Annotated in this window: 13 protein-coding genes; 3 read left to right on the top strand and 10 right to left on the bottom strand. The window is 33.4% G+C overall.

The genetic code is table 11. The annotated features are described in order from the left end of the window. Nucleotides 1–296 precede the first annotated feature (296 nt). The 7 genes from AC13CQ_RS05315 to AC13CQ_RS05285 all read right to left on the bottom strand — a co-directional run bounded on the left by AC13CQ_RS05315 (nt 297) and on the right by AC13CQ_RS05285 (nt 9,101). Nucleotides 297–3,221, bottom strand: a complete 2,925-nt coding sequence (locus AC13CQ_RS05315) for a serine hydrolase domain-containing protein (RefSeq protein ID WP_008614051.1) — start codon at nt 3,219–3,221, stop codon at nt 297–299. Between the two features lie 212 nt (nt 3,222–3,433). Continuing rightward, the gene (locus AC13CQ_RS05310; RefSeq protein ID WP_008614050.1) at nt 3,434–3,919 is read right to left on the bottom strand and encodes a hypothetical protein; all 486 of its coding nucleotides are present in this window, start codon (nt 3,917–3,919) and stop codon (nt 3,434–3,436) included. A 191-nt stretch (nt 3,920–4,110) separates the two neighbouring features. After that, nucleotides 4,111–4,902 (bottom strand): (Fe-S)-binding protein, encoded by a 792-nt coding sequence (locus AC13CQ_RS05305; RefSeq protein ID WP_008614049.1) that lies wholly within the window; start codon nt 4,900–4,902, stop codon nt 4,111–4,113. 138 nt (nt 4,903–5,040) lie between these two features. Then, complete coding sequence (locus tag AC13CQ_RS05300) at nt 5,041–5,487, bottom strand: LNS2 domain-containing protein (RefSeq protein WP_008614047.1); 447 nt, start codon at nt 5,485–5,487, stop codon at nt 5,041–5,043. Nucleotides 5,488–5,618: 131 nt separating this feature from the next. Next, entirely contained in the window at nt 5,619–6,947 is a 1,329-nt protein-coding gene (locus AC13CQ_RS05295) for a 4Fe-4S dicluster domain-containing protein (protein WP_008614046.1), read from the bottom strand. Continuing rightward, on the bottom strand, nt 6,948–7,904 hold the full coding sequence (locus tag AC13CQ_RS05290) for an MlaD family protein (protein WP_008614045.1): 957 nt from the start codon (nt 7,902–7,904) through the stop codon (nt 6,948–6,950). A gap of 63 nt (nt 7,905–7,967) precedes the next feature. Then, the gene (locus AC13CQ_RS05285) at nt 7,968–9,101 is read right to left on the bottom strand and encodes an N-acetylmuramoyl-L-alanine amidase (RefSeq protein ID WP_008614044.1); all 1,134 of its coding nucleotides are present in this window, start codon (nt 9,099–9,101) and stop codon (nt 7,968–7,970) included. Nucleotides 9,102–9,143: 42 nt separating this feature from the next. Here AC13CQ_RS05285 and AC13CQ_RS05280 point away from each other — a divergent pair, with 42 nt between their 5' ends. The 3 genes from AC13CQ_RS05280 to AC13CQ_RS05270 all read left to right on the top strand — a co-directional run bounded on the left by AC13CQ_RS05280 (nt 9,144) and on the right by AC13CQ_RS05270 (nt 14,096). Next, nucleotides 9,144–11,936 carry a putative LPS assembly protein LptD gene (locus tag AC13CQ_RS05280; protein WP_008614042.1) on the top strand — a complete coding sequence of 931 codons (2,793 nt, stop codon included), beginning with the start codon at nt 9,144–9,146 and terminating at the stop codon, nt 11,934–11,936. A 74-nt stretch (nt 11,937–12,010) separates the two neighbouring features. Continuing rightward, nucleotides 12,011–12,391, top strand: coding sequence for a Rid family detoxifying hydrolase (locus AC13CQ_RS05275; protein WP_008614041.1), 381 nt, complete (start codon nt 12,011–12,013; stop codon nt 12,389–12,391). Between the two features lie 112 nt (nt 12,392–12,503). Next, nucleotides 12,504–14,096, top strand: coding sequence for a glycoside hydrolase family 10-like protein (locus AC13CQ_RS05270; RefSeq protein WP_474506847.1), 1,593 nt, complete (start codon nt 12,504–12,506; stop codon nt 14,094–14,096). 451 nt (nt 14,097–14,547) lie between these two features. On the opposite strand, the gene AC13CQ_RS05265 is transcribed toward AC13CQ_RS05270, so the two are convergent. The 3 genes from AC13CQ_RS05265 to pfkA all read right to left on the bottom strand — a co-directional run bounded on the left by AC13CQ_RS05265 (nt 14,548) and on the right by pfkA (nt 17,662). After that, nucleotides 14,548–15,405, bottom strand: coding sequence for an N-acetylglucosamine kinase (locus tag AC13CQ_RS05265; RefSeq protein WP_008614039.1), 858 nt, complete (start codon nt 15,403–15,405; stop codon nt 14,548–14,550). Between the two features lie 197 nt (nt 15,406–15,602). Next, complete coding sequence (gene gap / locus AC13CQ_RS05260; protein WP_008614038.1) at nt 15,603–16,604, bottom strand: type I glyceraldehyde-3-phosphate dehydrogenase; 1,002 nt, start codon at nt 16,602–16,604, stop codon at nt 15,603–15,605. A gap of 71 nt (nt 16,605–16,675) precedes the next feature. Further along, nucleotides 16,676–17,662: a 6-phosphofructokinase gene (pfkA, locus tag AC13CQ_RS05255; protein WP_008614037.1), complete on the bottom strand. Its 987-nt coding sequence runs from the start codon at nt 17,660–17,662 to the stop codon at nt 16,676–16,678. Nucleotides 17,663–17,800 lie beyond the last annotated feature (138 nt).

Genomic DNA, 17,800 nt, shown 5'->3' with positions numbered 1-17,800 from the left:
TTAAAATATTAATTACACCAGAGAGATTTAATGGCAAACTTTTAAGATCTCACTAATTTCTTAGGTGCTAAATAGCTTTTTCTTTTTCTGAAAATAGAACGGTCTTAAAGCTATCTATTAAATCTACAACCTTGGGGCAAGCCCAAGAGGTATTCAAAGGAAAATAATTTAATCCATTTAGACATAAAACCCTTCGGCAAACTCAGAACAGGCTCTGGAAATTAAACCTTAATTATAGATTTAAAACTGAGTCGAAACAATAGGAATATATTTACAAAAGAATTTTTAAATTTCTGTTATCTCTCAATCGATTCATAGATAATCTCCTGAATTACAGTACGCGTACCTTCAGAAATTAATTTTCGATTTAACATGGTTGGATACGTTCTATTAGACAAAAATATATAAACCAAGCTATCTGTAGGATCAACCCAAGCATAGGTTCCTGTAAAGCCACTATGTCCAAAACTCATCATTGATACACAGCCACATGTAGGACCAGATTCTCCCAATTGTGGTTTATCAAATCCTACCCCTCTTCTATTATCTTGGTCGCAATAATAACAGGTATTAAACTTATCTAAGGTTTCGGAACTAAAATAGCGTTTGCCTCCATAATATCCTTTTTGAAGATACATTTGCATCATCTTAGCAAGATCATTTGAAGTACTAAAAAGTCCAGCATGCCCACCAACACCACCAAGCATAGCGGCTCCCATATCATGCACATATCCTTGAATGGTTTGATATCTAAAATAATCATCTACTTCTGTAGGAACAATCTCTCCTTTTCCAAATTTATCTAATGGATTAAAGGTAGTATAATTCATCCCTAAAGATTTATAAAAATTATCTTGAGCTATTTTATCTAATGGTCTATGGTAATAATTTTCTAAATAGCGTTGCAATAAAATAAAGGGTAGGTCGCTGTATCTGTACTGAAGTTTACTCAGCAATTCGCTTTCTTTTATCTGATCAATAATAGAATCTTTATAATCATTTCTAATATAAAGATGATCGGCAACTTGAGTATCAAAATTCTTTGTTGGAGCATCTTTATAATACGTATCTAAGGGCTTTTTGGTCCCTTCATCCAAAGTACTTATATAAAAAGGAATCCAAGGTTTTAAACGAGCGTAATGAGAAAGCACTGCCAACAATTTTAAATCTTCTTTGTTACTCCCTTTCAATTCAGGAAGCATTTCTCCTAAGGTTGAATTAAAAGTAATTTCCTTCTTCTCTACCAATTGCATGATATTTGGCAAGGTAGCCGTTATTTTGGTTAAAGAAGCAAGATCGTATAAGTTATTGCTCCTAACAGGTTCTGAGTCTGCACCATAAGAGAACTTTCCGAAGTTTTTATTATAAATTACCTTTCCTTGTCTTGCAATTAAAATTTGTCCGCCAGGAGTAGCTCCAGAACTAATAGCAAGTTTCATTACAGAATCTACTTTTTTCAGGGTCTTACTATTCATTCCAACCCGTTCAGGAACGCTATACCCTAATCTTGATAAGGAATTGGTTAAAAAACCTCTGTTTTCTGGTAATTTTTCGTGTGCCATAACGGGCAAACTCCCTTTAGAAGCAAGAGCTCCAAATATAAGCTCTGCAGATTTTTCTTGAGAAATAGGATCGTTTAAATAACTTACAATTATAGACTCTATATTATCAATACTTTGAAGGTCTAAAAGTGCATAAGGTTTTACAAAAGCATCAAGAATAACCTTTTTTTGTCGTGCTATTTCATAAATCCAAACCTTCTCTTGATCTGTAAAATCTGCCGCTTTCCAAGGTGTTTGTGTACTTCTATGATGCCCAATAATAACTAAATCATAAGGTTTTATTCTGTTTACAATATCACTTAAATCATCTCCATGAATATAAGCTACAGAGGTATATTTTTTTAATGTTTCTACAAAAGTAGAATTATCTCCATCTCCCATCCCGATATAAGCAATACTTTTCTTATCTAGATCTCTAATTGGAATTGTTTGCTCATCGTTTTTAGCAACTGTAATGGCATTTTCCATTACTTCTTCAAATAAAATTGTATCCTCAACACGATTTAAATCTTCATATAAATGTGCTTGAGCTACCGGTTTATAATTATTTAAACCTACTTTATATTTAGCCTTTAATACTTTTTTTACTGAATATGCTAAACGTTCTTCTGTAATAATTCCATTAGTATAGGCTTCTGTTAACTTTTTTATTCCCTCTGGAGTATCTGCTGATATAAGCAACATATCATTTCCCGCTAAAAAAGCAGAAAGGTCTACATTCCCAGAATCTGCATAATTAGCTACTCCCTTCATCTCTAAAGCATCTGTAAAAATAAGTCCGTTAAACTGAAGCTTATCTTTTAATAATCCTGTTACAATACCTTCTGAAATTGAAGAAGGAAAACCTGGTCGAGACTCTAAACTAGGAACACTTAAATGTGCTACCATAACGCTAGCCAATCCTTTTGGAATAAGTTGTTTATATGGATAGAGCTCTACGCTATCTATTCTTTCTTTACTAAATGTTATTGTTGGTAATGTTTTATGAGAATCTTGCTCTGTATCTCCGTGACCTGGGAAGTGCTTTGCATTAGCCAAAACTCCAGCAGATTGCATTCCTTCCATAAATGCCATTGCTTTTTCTGTAACCTTATCCCTATTTTCTCCAAAAGAACGGTTTCCTATAATTGGATTTTTAGGATTGGTATTAATATCTACATCGGGAGCAAAATTAATATGCATTCCCATCCGTTTTGTATGTTCTCCAATATGTTTTCCTACACGTCTAATTAAATCATTATCCTTAACAGCTCCTAAAACCATGTTGTATGGAAAAGCAAATGTAGAGTCCAAACGCATGGATAAACCCCATTCGGCATCCATTGACATTAACATTTTTACTTTAGAAAGACTTTGTAATTCATTATTAAGTTTAGCTTGACGATACGGACCTCCAGTTGAGAATATTACTCCTCCCACTTGGTATTCGGAAACCAATTTTTTTACATCGTCAATATGTGCTTTTCCTTTGTCGGAAAAAGCTCTGATCATAAATAATTGTCCTATTTTTTCTTGAAGTGAAAGCGAATTATATATACTATCAACCCAAACCTTTTGCTGCTCGCTATCGGTAGTTACTAATGGGTCTACTTGCTGACTAAACCCTTGTATGAAAATAAATAGAAGCCCTAAAACAACACTATTTTTTTTTAAAACCATTGAATAATTTTTACTCAGTAAATGAGACTTAAACCTTCGACTATTTTGTAATATAAAACCTATTATGATAGTTATTTATAAGGTACAATCTTTAAAAATAACCTAATACAGGAACGGCTTTTATACTTTGAGCATATAAAAACATCCCTATAAAACATAAAAACCCCACTAACTTTTTAATTAACGAATCATTAAAAAAGTAGAATAGAGTTCTAATTCATAAATCGTGCATGCCAACTATCTCTAGCTGGAACTTCCCAATAATTTTGGTATTCTTCTTTATTAGTTACCAAATTATTGAATACGATGGTGTTTTGAGAAACGGCTTTTTGTTTAGCCATTTTCTTAAAATCGATAAGGGGCTTGTAGGCAATAAAATCGCCTTGTCTGTAGGAGACATTCATTTTATCGAGGAGATTAACATTGTAATCTACCTCTAGCTGTTGGATAAATCGAACTGAGGCGTCGATTGAGCATCCGCTAGCCATATTAAATTCTTGATCTAATGCAATGATAATAAAACGTTTGTAACGTATTTCAAAAGAGGCTTTTAGATTTGCTCCATGAGCAGTCCATTGCTCTATAAAACTCTCGAGTTTTGTGGTTAATTCTGCTATTTCTTCTTCAGTAAAACTTCTATTTGCTTGGTAAATCCAAACTCTAGCAGATTCTGATAAATCGTTAAAAGCTACAAACATTTTCTTTTTATTTAAAAGATTCCTTTTTCTATTTTTTCTTTAAAGAGTGTTTTTTAATCAACTACCTCGGGGCAAGCCCACAAGGTATTCGGAAACAAATTTAATTCATTTCGACGCAGAGCCCTTCGGTAAACTCAGTAAAGACTCTGGGGAATTAGACCCTCTATGAGGGACTAAAGCAAAAGTTCCGTTTATAAATCTTCTGCATTTGCAATAAGCTCGGCAACATCCATTACTTCAACAGTTCCCTCTTTATCTTTTCCTTTAACCCCATCTGTAAGCATAGTGTTACAAAAAGGACATCCAGCTGCAATAATATCTGGTTTTGTTTCTATGGCTTGCTCGGTACGCTCTATATTAATGTCTTTATTTCCTTTTTCTGGTTCTTTAAACATTTGAGCTCCTCCAGCACCACAACATAACCCTCTTTTTTTACAGTTTTTCATTTCTACTAGTTCTGCATCTAGCTTTTGGATAAGCGCTCGTGGGGCTTCATACACATCGTTAGCTCTTCCTAAATAACAAGGATCATGGAACGTTATTCTTTTACCTTTAAACTTTCCTCCTTCAATAGTTAGTTTTCCTTCTTCTAAAAGAGAACGTAAAAATTGTGTATGGTGAACCACTTCATAGCTCCCTCCCAAAGAAGGGTATTCGTTTTTTAATGTATTAAAACAATGTGGGCAAGCAGTAACTATTTTTTTAATCTCATAACCATTTAAAACCTCAATGTTTGTCATGGCCTGCATTTGAAACAACATTTCATTCCCAGAACGCTTTGCTGGATCTCCAGTACAGCTTTCTTCTGTTCCTAAAACAGCAAAATCTACCTGAGCTTTGTTTAATAATTTAACAAAGGCTTTTGTAATTTTTTTAGCTCTATCATCAAAACTTCCAGAACAACCAACCCAGAATAATACTTCTGGAGTTTTTCCTTCGGCCATCATTTCTGCCATTGTAGGCACTTTTATTGCTTCGCTCATACTGCTTTATTTTCCCTTAATTTGCTGTTATATTTTAAACTGTCATTTCGAAAAAATAATATCCCTATGCCTTAATCGAAATGACAGTAATCAATCCTACTATAGAATTATAAGTTAATAACAGAATTATCTATTATCTTAATCGTGTTTTCCATCGTCAAAAACCTGAATAGTTACTTCCTTGTCAATAAGGTCTGTAAATTTTCCGTTATAACGTGTAGCCTTAACTAAGTGGTTGTCTATCCAATGGTAATTTCCTCCTCTTGGTTTTCCCATTACCATTCCATGATATTTAAATCCGTGACGATTTAACCAATCTTCTGTGGTTTTTCTATGATCTTCTGTACGAGATGTGAAGAAATATATGACATGCCCTTCTTCAAACCACTTGTTTAACGTTTTTAAAGCATCTGGATACACTTGTGCTGTTGCCATACGCTCAGGCTCTTCATTCGGAATATCATCACAAATAGTACCGTCTATATCGATTAAATAATTTTTAATCCCTTTTGGCAAGACAGGACTTATGTGTTCTCCATCTTCCAATTTTTCATTTAGCAATTTTTCAACGTCTTCTTTGTTCATTTTTTAAAGTTATGTTTATTGGTTTCCTCACTTTGTGAGTCCCGAATTCTCGGGGTAAAATTCTCCGACGGTAATGTCGAAATTAATTGGTTATTTTTAATCACTTACAAGATTTAACTATAAGCTAATTTTTATTCATTTTTCCAGTTCAGTCGGTCCATTTGGTTATATGGCCATGGCGCTCCATTGTTTTCTACATTCCCCATCATATTATTAAGTTCCATTGGCGCTGCCGATTGTTCCATTACTAAATAACGACGCATATCCATAATAATTGAAAGCGGACTAATGCTTACAGGGCACGCTTCTACACATGCATTACAGGTGGTACAAGCCCATAATTCTTCTGGAGTGATATAATTGTTTAGTAATTGCTTTCCATCGTCCACAAAAACCCCTTTATTGGCATCCATATTTTTTCCTACCTCTTCCAAACGATCTCTAGTATCCATCATTATTTTTCGAGGAGATAATTTTTTCCCTGTCTGACTTGCAGGGCATTCGCTTGTACAACGCCCACATTCCGTACAGGTATAGGCATTTAAAAGTTGTACCCAATTTAAATCTGTAACATCCGAGGCTCCAAACTTTTCAGGAACATCTTCAACCTCTCCTTCTTCAGGCATTGCAAATGGATCGGCATCTGGATCCATCATTAATTTAACCTCATTGGTAACAGATTCTAAATTATCAAACTGCCCTTTAGGATTTAAATTAGCAAACCATGTATTTGGAAATGCTAAAAGAATATGAAGGTGCTTTGAAAAGTATAGGTAGTTAAGAAAGATTAATATTCCAGTTATATGCAGCCACCATGCGGCTCTTTCTATTATAATTAATGTAGACTCACTAAAGTTTTCAAAAAGAGGTACAAAAAGCTGACTTATAGGAAAAGCGCCTGCTTGCGTGTAATGAGCTGCTCCTGCTAGTTGTAATGTATAGTCGGCTCCATTCATTGTTAAAAATAAAAGCATCAATACTACTTCAAAGTAAAGAATAATATTCCCATCGCTTTTTGGCCATCCTCTCATTTCAGAATAAAAGAAACGCTTTAATTTTATTACATTTCTACGAATCCAAAAAATGGTTACCGATACAATTACTAAAAACGCTAGGATTTCAAAAGAACCTATTAAAAAATTATATACAGAACCTAGAGACGCAAAAACTCGGTGTGTTCCAAAAAGTCCATCTATAATAATTTCTAATACTTCTATATTGATAATAATAAATCCTACATATACAATTACATGCAGAAAACCTGCTATTGGACGAACAACCATTTTTTGTTGTCCTAAGGCTATTCTAGCCATATTTGCCCAACGTTGCGATTTATTATCTGTACGATCTATTGCCTGACCTAGTTTAATATTTCTAACAAGCTTTTTAATATTGCTAGCAAAATAACCTATTCCAGCCAATAAAATTATTGCAAAAAGTATCTGAGGAATATAATTCATCTATTCGTTGTTAGTTTCTTCTTCTGGTGCTTCGTAAGGCTTTGCCTTTTTACCAAAAAGAGAAAAATGGACATATCGTTTCGGATTCAACCTAAGGTCTTCTAAAAGTAATTCCAACTCCATAGAGGCATCTGTTAGGTTGGTATATAACTCTTCATCATTTAATAACTTCCCAACAGAACCATTTCCAGACTCTATTTTCGTCATTATATTATCGAGTTTTGCCATACTACTTTTAAGGTCTCCAACAGCACCGCCAATATCTGAATTTGCAAGCGTATCACTCACTTTAGATAAGTTAGCAGAAAGGTTATCTATATTAGATATGGAACGGTCTAACTTATCTTTATTACTGGCTAATAAAGTATTTAACGTTCCTGAAGCCTGACTAAAATTAGCAATTACTTGGTCTAAGTTTTTTATACTCGATTTTATATTGGCTCTGGTTTCTTCATCTAAAATATCATCAACGCCTACCATTACCGAATCGGCATTTTTGAGTACTCCGTCTAAACTTTTTTGCAATGGCGCCAACTTTTGGGTTACCAAATCTGTTAAGCCTGGTTGCACATTACTTTTAAGTGTATCTCCATCTTTGGATATCGGACTATTATCATAAACAGGAACAACCCGTAAACTCTTCCCTCCAATAATTCCAGTATCATATATTTCTGCTACACTATTTTTTGCAAACTGAAACTCACTATCTACCGTAAAAGTAATAACCAAATTACCCTTGCTGTCTATAAAAGTGATATCGTTTATATTTCCTACTTGTAAACCATTAATGCTTACTGCAGTACCAGAAGATATTCCGTTTACATTTTCGTATACGGCGTAATAAGTACGACTAGAATTGAATAACTTATGTCCTTTTAGAAACGTAAAGCCTAAAATAAACAAGACAATCCCCCCTATTACAATAATCCCTGTTTTAAGTTCTTTAGTTAATTTCAAAAGCTTCTTTTTTTACTGTAAGCAACAAAATTAGAAATAATTTCCGTAAGATTCGTTCTAATTTCACATGGAATTAAGTACGGATTTCACTTTAACTTTTTCTCCATTTTTAAAGGCAACTATAAAACTAGTACCATACCCTTTCTTTTTAGCTTTTTGCTGCAACTCTTTAACACTCTCATAACTAGCTACTTCTCCGTAGTAATAACGATATATATTTCCTTCTTTTTCTCTACTGATAGGAGACAAACCTTTAAAATTGTATGATTTTGTTTCAATAGCGCTCGAACCTGCTGCAATTTGAACCCTAAAAGTAACCCCTTCAACCGTATCTACTCCATCCGAAGAATTTGTAGCGGTGGTATTTGAAGCATGAGAAGTATGGTCTTTAACTTCAAAAGAAAAATCATCTCCAATATTTTCGTCTACAGAATGTTTATATTTTAAAACAGCATCTGCAATAGAAGTTGCCATGTCAGATTTTCCTTTACTAGAATTTAAATAAGACCCTTCTGGCTTATAGGTTAAAAAACCTGTTTCTACCAATACACTAGGCATAAATGTTTGATGTAACACTATAAATCCAGCTTGCTTTACACCTCTATCTACCCGTTTTAGTTTTCCTGTAAAATTATCTTGAATAGATTTAGCCAATAAAATACTATTATCTAAAAACTCTTCTTGCATAATAGTTAATCCAATAAACGATTCTGGAGAGTTAATGTCATAACCAGCATAATTTACTTCATAATCATCTTCTAAATAAATTACAGAGTTCTCATTTTTAGCAACTTCAAAGTTTCTTTTATTAGCATGAAGTCCTAATACAAATGTTTCGGTACCATGCGCACTAGAATTATGAGAATTACAATGTACAGAAACAAATAAATCGGCTTTTGCCTCATTCGCTATTTTTCCTCTAACATATAAGTCTACAAAGCTATCATCCTTCCGAGTATATATTACATTTATATTAGGATCTTTCTCTAAAATTGCTCCTACTTGTAATACTATTTTAAGAGCAATGTCCTTCTCTTTGAAACCGTTACCTAAATTCCCTGGGTCATGCCCTCCATGTCCAGCATCTAAAACTACTGTAAATTTCCCATCGTTCGGTGGCGTTTCTCCATGAGAATATATAATTTGCGATAAGCTTAAACTCATCAATAAAAATAAGGTGCTAAAAAATCTACTCATAAAATAATAACGGTTTAATACAGTTATTTATTTGATTAAAATTTGTTAATCTATAACAAACAGACCAAAAAATATACGTATGTTTGGCACGTCAAAAACCGAGCCATTCTTTATACAAAAATAGGATTAAAAGCTTTGCGAGCAAAGAAACGTAACATACTTTTAGCGCTGTTCTCTCTGTTTATCAGTGGCATTTTTTATGCCCAAGAAAGACCTAAGGTTCAAGCCCTCAATATTGAAGCTCAAAAAGAAGCTCAAGATACTATAAAGATTAATGCTCCCGAGTTATTAATCGATACTGCTGTTATAGATACTACACAAACAGATTCCATACCAAAAGACAGTACAAAACAAGGTTTTCTTCAAGGAAAAATTAATTATAAAGCTAAAGACTACATGAAAATGAGTCGGAAGGAGAAGAAAATCTACCTTTATAATGAAGCCGAAGTACTCTATCAAGATTATGAGCTTAAATCTGGAATTATAGTAATTGACTATGTTACCAATGAAGTTTATGCTGGAAGAATAAAAGATTCCGCAGGCAACCTTACCCAACCTCCTTATTTTAAACAAGGAAATAGTGTTATTGAACCCGATTCTATTCGGTTTAATTTTGACACCAAAAAGGCACTTATCTTTAATTCAAGAACCGAACAATCTATGGGGGAATCTATGAATGTATTTGCCGAAATTGTTAAAAAGGAAAACGATTCTGTATACTTTTTAAAAGAAGGAAAAATAACAACTTCTGAAGATGCCGAAAATCCCGATTATTACATTCGAGTTCGTAAAGGTAAGTTTGTTCCTAACAAAAAAATTATAGCAGGGTTTAGTAATATGTATATTGCAGATGTTCCAACCCCAATTGCAGTTCCGTTTGCATATTTCCCTATGTCTCAAGAGCGAAGAAATTCTGGAATTATAATGCCAACCCCTGGACAAACAAACAGACGTGGGTACTCTTTACAAAATGGAGGGTATTATTTTGCCATAAGCGATTATTTTGACCTAGCGTTGCTTGGAGATTATTACACCAACGGAAGTTATGGTTTTAGAACCGAAACAAACTATGCCAAACGGTACAAGTTTAGAGGTGCTTTAAGGTTTAGATACGAAAACAATATTGAGAGTCAGCGTGGATTTCCAGATTATAGTAGAAGTACTATTTACAATATTCAATGGAACCATAGTCAGGATGCAAAGGCAAATCCAAATTCTAGACTTTCGGCATCTGTTAACTTTGGTAGTAGCCAATATTACCAAGATTCTTTTAATCAATTAAACACCCCTAATTTCTTAAATAACACTTTACAATCATCGATTTCCTACAATAAAACATTCCCAGGCTACCCGATGGTAAATTTAAATGCTACCACCTCTATCCAACAAAACACAAGAGATCAATCGGTTAACCTTACCTTACCAACCCTTCAAGCTAGTATGGAGCGTATTTATCCGTTTGCCAGTAGAGATGGTGGAAAAAGAGGTATTATTCAGAATATAAACTTTCAGTATAACTTTAGAGCAGAAAATAGAATTAGCACTATAGATACTCTTTTGTTTAAAAGTGAAATGTTTGATGATGCTAAAGTTGGTTTCCAACACACCATTCCACTTAGTACAAACTTTAAAATATTTAAGTTTTTTAGTACGTCTGTTGGTGCAAATTATAATGAAGTATGGCAACTTAAAACCATTAAGAGAAACGATTATAACGAGTTATTAGACGAAGCTACCATAGACACTTTAAATAATTTTGATAGGTTTGGAACCTACAACTTTAATGCAAGTATAGGTACAACATTATACGGAACTTTTAACTTTGGAGAGGATAAAAAAATCCAAGCTATCCGACATACTGTTAGACCATCGGTAAGTTATGGATACACGCCATCATTCGACCAATATTACGATGAATATGTTGGAGAGGATGGTGTAGAACGCGAATACACCCGATTTGAAAATGGTATATATGGAACTCCTAGTTTAAGCAATTCCAATAATATTGGCTTCTCATTAAGTAATGTGGTAGAAGCTAAGGTTCGAGACAAAGACACTATGGCTACGGAGCCCAAAAAAGTGATGCTTCTAAATAACTTAAACTTTAGTACCGCATATAATATTGTAGCCGATTCCCTACCATGGAGCCCCGTGAGAGTTAGTGGTGGAACGCAGTTTTTTCAGAATAAAATGAATGTAAACTTTGGCGCCACATTAGATCCTTATGCTATTGATAATAATGGAACTAGAATTGATGTTTTTAACTACGAAAACGGCGGTAGTTTGTTTAGAATGACCAACGCTAATGTAAACGTAAGTTACTCCATTAATAGTAAAACATTTTCTGGAGGAGAAGATAAAGAGCAAGTAGATAATACACAAAGTGGAGGTCGGGAAGACGACTTATTTGGTAGAGCGCAAGACTTTAGTGATGATAGAACTTTTGCCAACGACGAAGAGGAGGAAGACAAGGAAGATTTACCCACAGAAGCGTATGCCGCCAAACTCCCATGGGATTTGAGGCTTGCTTATTCCTTAACCTACTCCAATAGCAATAGGCAAAACGAAATAAGTAATAATTCTCTTATGTTTTCTGGAAATGTAGATCTAACACCGCAATGGAAAGTAGGAGTTTCATCGGGATACGACTTTAAACAAAAAGGATTTACATATACACAGTTAAGATTTTCTAGAGATTTAAAAAGTTTTAGACTTAACTTTAACTGGGTTCCTTTTAGCTCTAGAGCTTCTTGGTTCTTCTTTATCGGAATTAAATCGTCTATGTTAAGCGATCTTAAGTGGGAAAAAAGAAGTGAACCAGATAAGAATCTGTAAATTATATTTCGAGAAAAACTCAATTATCGAATAAAAACATAAAACTTATTCAACCAATAATTCAATAAATAATTATGAAAAAAATAATAAACACCGATAAAGCACCTGCACCACTAGGACCATACAATCAAGCAGTTTTTGCCAATAACACGCTATATATTTCTGGACAAATTGCAATTAACCCAGAAACTAACGAACTTATTACAAGCGGGGTTGAAGACGAAGCAAAATTAGTAATGAAAAACCTAGAGGCTGTTTTAAACGCTGCTGATATGACATTTGAAAATGTAGTAAAAAGTTCTATTTTTTTAAATGATATGAATGATTTTACTACAATTAACAAAATATACGGTGCTTATTTTGATGAAGCTACTGCACCTGCCAGAGAAACTGTTGCTGTAAAAACACTCCCTAAAAATGTAAACGTTGAAATCTCAATGATTGCAGTAAAATAACAAAGTGTTTTACTAGCGCGTTTTGCAAGCGTCAAAAACATCTAAATCTCGGTTTTCGAATAAAAGAGGATCGAAGTTTGCCATTATTTTTTGTTCTTCAATTCTATAATTTATGAAGTCGTTTCTAAAAATAGGTTTCAGTGTATTTATTTTAGTACTGACTTCTGCATGTAAGACTACTTACACTCCTGTTGTTAACAATACTATTAACACTAGCAGTAGTACGTACGTAAATAATCCTGAGGGGATTGATATTTCTAATGATGAAGCTTCAACTTTAAAATGGAATCCTAAAACTCCTTATAATATAGAAGAGTTTAGAGCCGCTTGGATTGCTACTGTTGCTAATATTAATTGGCCTAGCAAACCAGGACTCTCTTCGGAAGAACAGCAAAAAGAAGCTCTTGAACTCTTAGATTTCTTAGAATCTCATCATTACAATGCGGCTATTTTTCAAGTAAGACCGCAAGCAGATGCTCTTTACAAAAGTGAAATAGAGCCTTGGTCCTATTACCTTACTGGAAAGCAAGGATTAGCGCCTTCTCCATACTACGATCCTTTATTATTTTGGATTGATGAAGCTCATAAAAGAGGAATTGAACTTCATGTATGGTTAAATCCCTACAGAGCGCATCATTCTCAAGGAAAAGAAATATCGGAACAATCTATCATAAAAACACATCCAGAACTTGTTGTCAAGTTAGAAAATGGGATGTGGTGGATGGATCCTGCTTTAGATAAAACTAAAGAACATTCGCTTAAAGTTGTAAAAGACATTGTTAGCAGATACGACATTGACGGAATTCATTTTGACGACTATTTTTACCCATACGAATCTTATAATAATGGCAAAGATTTTCCAGATGACAAGAGTTGGAATCAGTACTTAAATTCTGGAGGAAAACTAACTAGAAACGATTGGAGACGAGAAAATGTAAACAGTTTTATCAAAATGGTTTACCAAGCCATTAAAGAAGAAAAGCCTTATGTAAAATTTGGTATTAGTCCGTTTGGAATTTGGCGTCCTGGACATCCAGCTTCTGTTGTTGGCTTTGACCAATACAACAAATTATACGCCGACGCTAAATTATGGCTCAATAAAGGATGGATTGATTATTTTTCGCCTCAATTGTATTGGAAAATAAATAAAGAAGGACAACGCTTCCCTGAGCTATTAACTTGGTGGCAAGAAGAAAATAGTAAAAACAGACATTTATGGCCTGGAATTAAAGTAGATTATGGGGGAGATTTAGAAAATGTTAATGAAATTGATAATCAAATCAACATCACTCGAAATATTCTTCCTAAAAGCAAAGGCTCCATCCATTGGAGTATTGGTCCGCTTTTAAAGTACGATTCCTTAGCTGTAGGTATTTTAACACACTCTTATGCAAAAAAAACTCTTGTTCCTCCTAGTCCGTGGCTAGATAATACCCCTCCAGCAAAGCCTATTGTAAATGCAGTTGTAAAAGAAAATAAAGTAGCTATTATATGGGATCATCCTAACAAAAATGATGTTTCTAAATATGTGCTTTATTACCAATATTCCAACCAAAATTGGAATCATATTATTTTAAATTCAGAAACTACTTCTTATACCCTGCCTTTTATAGATAATCAAAATAATACCTTAAATAAAACAGGAGTTACCGCTGTGGATACTAATGAAAACCAGAGTTTGTTTACTGAAGAAAAACTTCCATAAGTTAATAAACATTTTTATTTAAAAAATCTCCTATACATAGGCTACAAAGTTTTTCTGCCACGAATTCACAAATATTTTTTTGCTTCTTCCTTACCCATAACCTTAATAAGAGAAGAAAAATAAATCTGTGAATCTGCAGCTTAAACTTATAAAACATATTATTGTTGTCCGATAAAGATTAACGAAATTTATTGGACTCCACTTATATCAAGGGTTAATAGAGATTTTTAAAATAGCCCCCTTGCTGTTAATAAAAAGAAAATTTTAACAATGTAACTTCTTTAAACTACTCATTTTATAATAGTTAAGATTTAGTCTTTGTTCTTTTTTCTTACAGCGAAGCGGTCTTGTATTTTTAATCGGACATTAATAAAAACATATCTAAGAACAATAAAAAAGGTTGCTTCTTTACAAGAAACAACCTTTAATTTATAGTTGGTTTTTATTCTTTTTAATCGAATAAAACAGATTTATGATAATCTACCAATCCATCAATCGGCCTCCTTAAAACCTTTCCGATAGACAATCCATTTTCAGAGAGTGTCTGCTTTAATTCGTCTTGTAAATAATAAGCAATACTTCCTATAAAATGAATTGGAACTTCTTTTGCTTGCTCAAATTGAGTAATTGAATTACTAATAAACAATTGCATTCCTTTTTTAATTAAAGACTGACAATATTCTTCATCTTTATTTTGGATTACAAAGCGAGCAAATGTTGCTAAATAAGTATTTGGATTTGGCTGTTTATACAAATGATTTTTAACACTATCCTCTTCAAGATCGTATTCACTTGCAAATTTAACAGCTAATTTCTCAGGAATTTTATGATAGTAATAATCTCTTATTAATTGTCTTCCGAAGTAATTACCACTACAATCGTCCATTAAAATATAACCTAATGAAGTTACCTTCTGAAAAAGCTCTTTTCCATCCCAATAACTACAATTAGAGCCTGTACCCAAAATACAAACGATAGCGTGTTGATCTGGCTCCACAGTAGCGTAGATAGCTGCATATGTATCTTCCTTTACTGAAGTTTTTGCATTAGGAAAGTAATCTGCGAAGATTCCTTTTAAAAATTTTCGCATTCTCTCAGTTCCACAACCAGCCCCATAAAAATAGAGTTGAGTTACTTCTTTTCGATGTTTGTATAGTTCAAAGTTATTAGCCAAACGTTCATTAATAATTTCGCTTGTTAAAACTTCTGGACTTAAGCCCAATGTTTTAGTTACAAATAACTTGTTACCATCTTCATCTAATGCGATCCAATCAGATTTTGTTGCACCACTATCTACAATTAAAATCATACTTTAAGTTTAAGTTAATAGTTTTCTGAAAACTATTAAGTCTGCTTGGAGTTACCCAGAATTCAACAGAAGAAAGCCTTAAATTAATAAGGCTTAAACCTGTCAAATAGTTAGCTTTTGAGTTAGTTTAGTAAGCGTAAGCAGATCTTAATAAAAATTATAATCTTTTCAGATTACTTTTTAGATCCTATTTTAAATTATAATGCAGTGATATATTCTGCTAAATCAACTAGTTTATTTGAGTATCCAGTTTCATTATCATACCAAGAAACTACTTTAAAGAACTTAGAGTTTAATTCAATTCCAGCATCAGCATCAAAAATACTAGTACAAGTTTCTCCCACAAAATCTTGAGAAACTACTAGTTCATCTGTATATCCTAAAATTCCTTTTAATTCGTTTTCAGAAGCAGATTTCATTACTTTTTTGATTTCTTCGTAAGAAGTATCTTTTGCTAATTTTACAGTAAGATCCACTACAGAAACATCGGCAGTAGGAACTCTAAATGCCATTCCTGTAAGTTTTCCTTCCATTGCTGGAATTACTTTTGCTACCGCTTTAGCAGCTCCAGTAGAAGCTGGAATAATGTTTAATAAAGCACTACGACCACCTCTATAATCTTTTCTAGATGGACCATCTACTGTTAACTGAGTTGCAGTAGTTGCGTGAACTGTTGTCATTAATCCTTCTTCAATTCCAAAGTTATCGTGTAATACTTTTGTAATTGGCGCTAAACAGTTTGTAGTACAAGATGCATTAGAAACAATTCTATCTGATGCTTTAACATCTTTATGGTTAACTCCCATAACAAACATAGGTGCATCTTTAGAAGGTGCAGAAATAACTACTTTCTTAGCTCCTGCATCTAAGTGGTATTGAGCAGTCTCTAAAGTAGTAAAAATACCTGTACATTCAGCAACGATATCTGCTCCTACAGCATCCCATTTTAGGTTTTTAGGATCTCTTTCAGCAGTAATTCTGATTGTTTTCCCATCAACTACTAGGTTTCCATCTTTCACTTCGATTTTTCCATCAAATCTTCCGTGTACAGAATCATACTCTAATAAATATGCTAAATGCTCTACATCTAATAAATCATTTATTCCTACAATTTCTACGTTTGGTCTTTTTACTGTGGCTCTAAAAACCAATCTTCCAATACGTCCAAATCCGTTTATCCCAATCTTAACTGTTGACATGTTATTCTAAATTTTTAAATTATTAATTATCATTTTGTCACAATGTGACATTTACTATTTTGGTTTGTTATTTATGTTGACATGATTTCACAAACTCTCATGAGCTCGGAATCAATAGTTGTTTTTCCTTTAATAGCTTGCTCAATTGGAGTAAGAACTATTTCATCTTTAATAATTCCAACCATTAGATTAGATTTACCTTCCATAAGCGATTCTACTGCACGAACTCCCATTCTACTAGCTAACACTCTGTCAAAACATGAAGGAGATCCTCCACGCTGCATATGCCCTAATACAGACACTCTAATATCGTAGTTCGGTAGGTTTTCTTCTACATATTCTGCAAGTTCGAAAACATTTTTACCAGACTTATCTCCTTCAGCAACTACAACGATACTTGATGTTTTTCCACTTTTTCTACTTCTTTCTAGAGAGTGTAATAAACGATCCAATCCTAAGTTAGCTTCAGGAATAAGAATTTCCTCTGCTCCTGCTCCAACTCCAGAATTTAAAGCTAATTGCCCGCAATCTCTCCCCATTACTTCAATAAAAAATAAACGGTCGTGAGAACTTGCTGTATCTCTAATTCTATCAATAGCATCTACCACAGTATTTAAAGCAGTATCATAACCTAAAGTAAAAGTGGTTCCGTCAATATCGTTATCTATAGTACCAGGAATTCCAATTACAGGGTATCCATATTCTTCATTAAAAATCATCCCTCCTGTAAAAGTACCATCTCCACCAATTAATACCAATGCATCTATTTGGTTATCTAATAATTGTTGGTGTGCTTTTGCTCTTCCTTCTTTTGTTCTAAACTCTTTAGATCTAGCCGATTTTAGAATTGTCCCTCCTCGGTTAATAATATTTCTTACACTTCTAGCATCTAATACTTCTAAATCTCCTTCAATAAGTCCTTGATATCCTCTATAGATACCAACACACTCTATATTATGATATGCACAAGTCCTAACAACCGAACGAAGTGCAGCATTCATTCCTGGAGCATCTCCTCCAGAGGTTAAAACTCCTATTTTTTTAATACTCGTAGACATTAATTTTAATATTTGGATCGTAAAACTACCAAAGAAATTTCAATTTTCTCATATTGTTTTGATTAAAAATACAATATTGAAAGTTTCAATCGTTTTCGTTGATAAATTCTTAACAAATGCGTTATTTTTTTTTATATG

This window comes from Galbibacter sp. L-19 (assembly GCF_056857615.1).
This window is presented reverse-complemented; position numbering and strand designations above follow the sequence as displayed.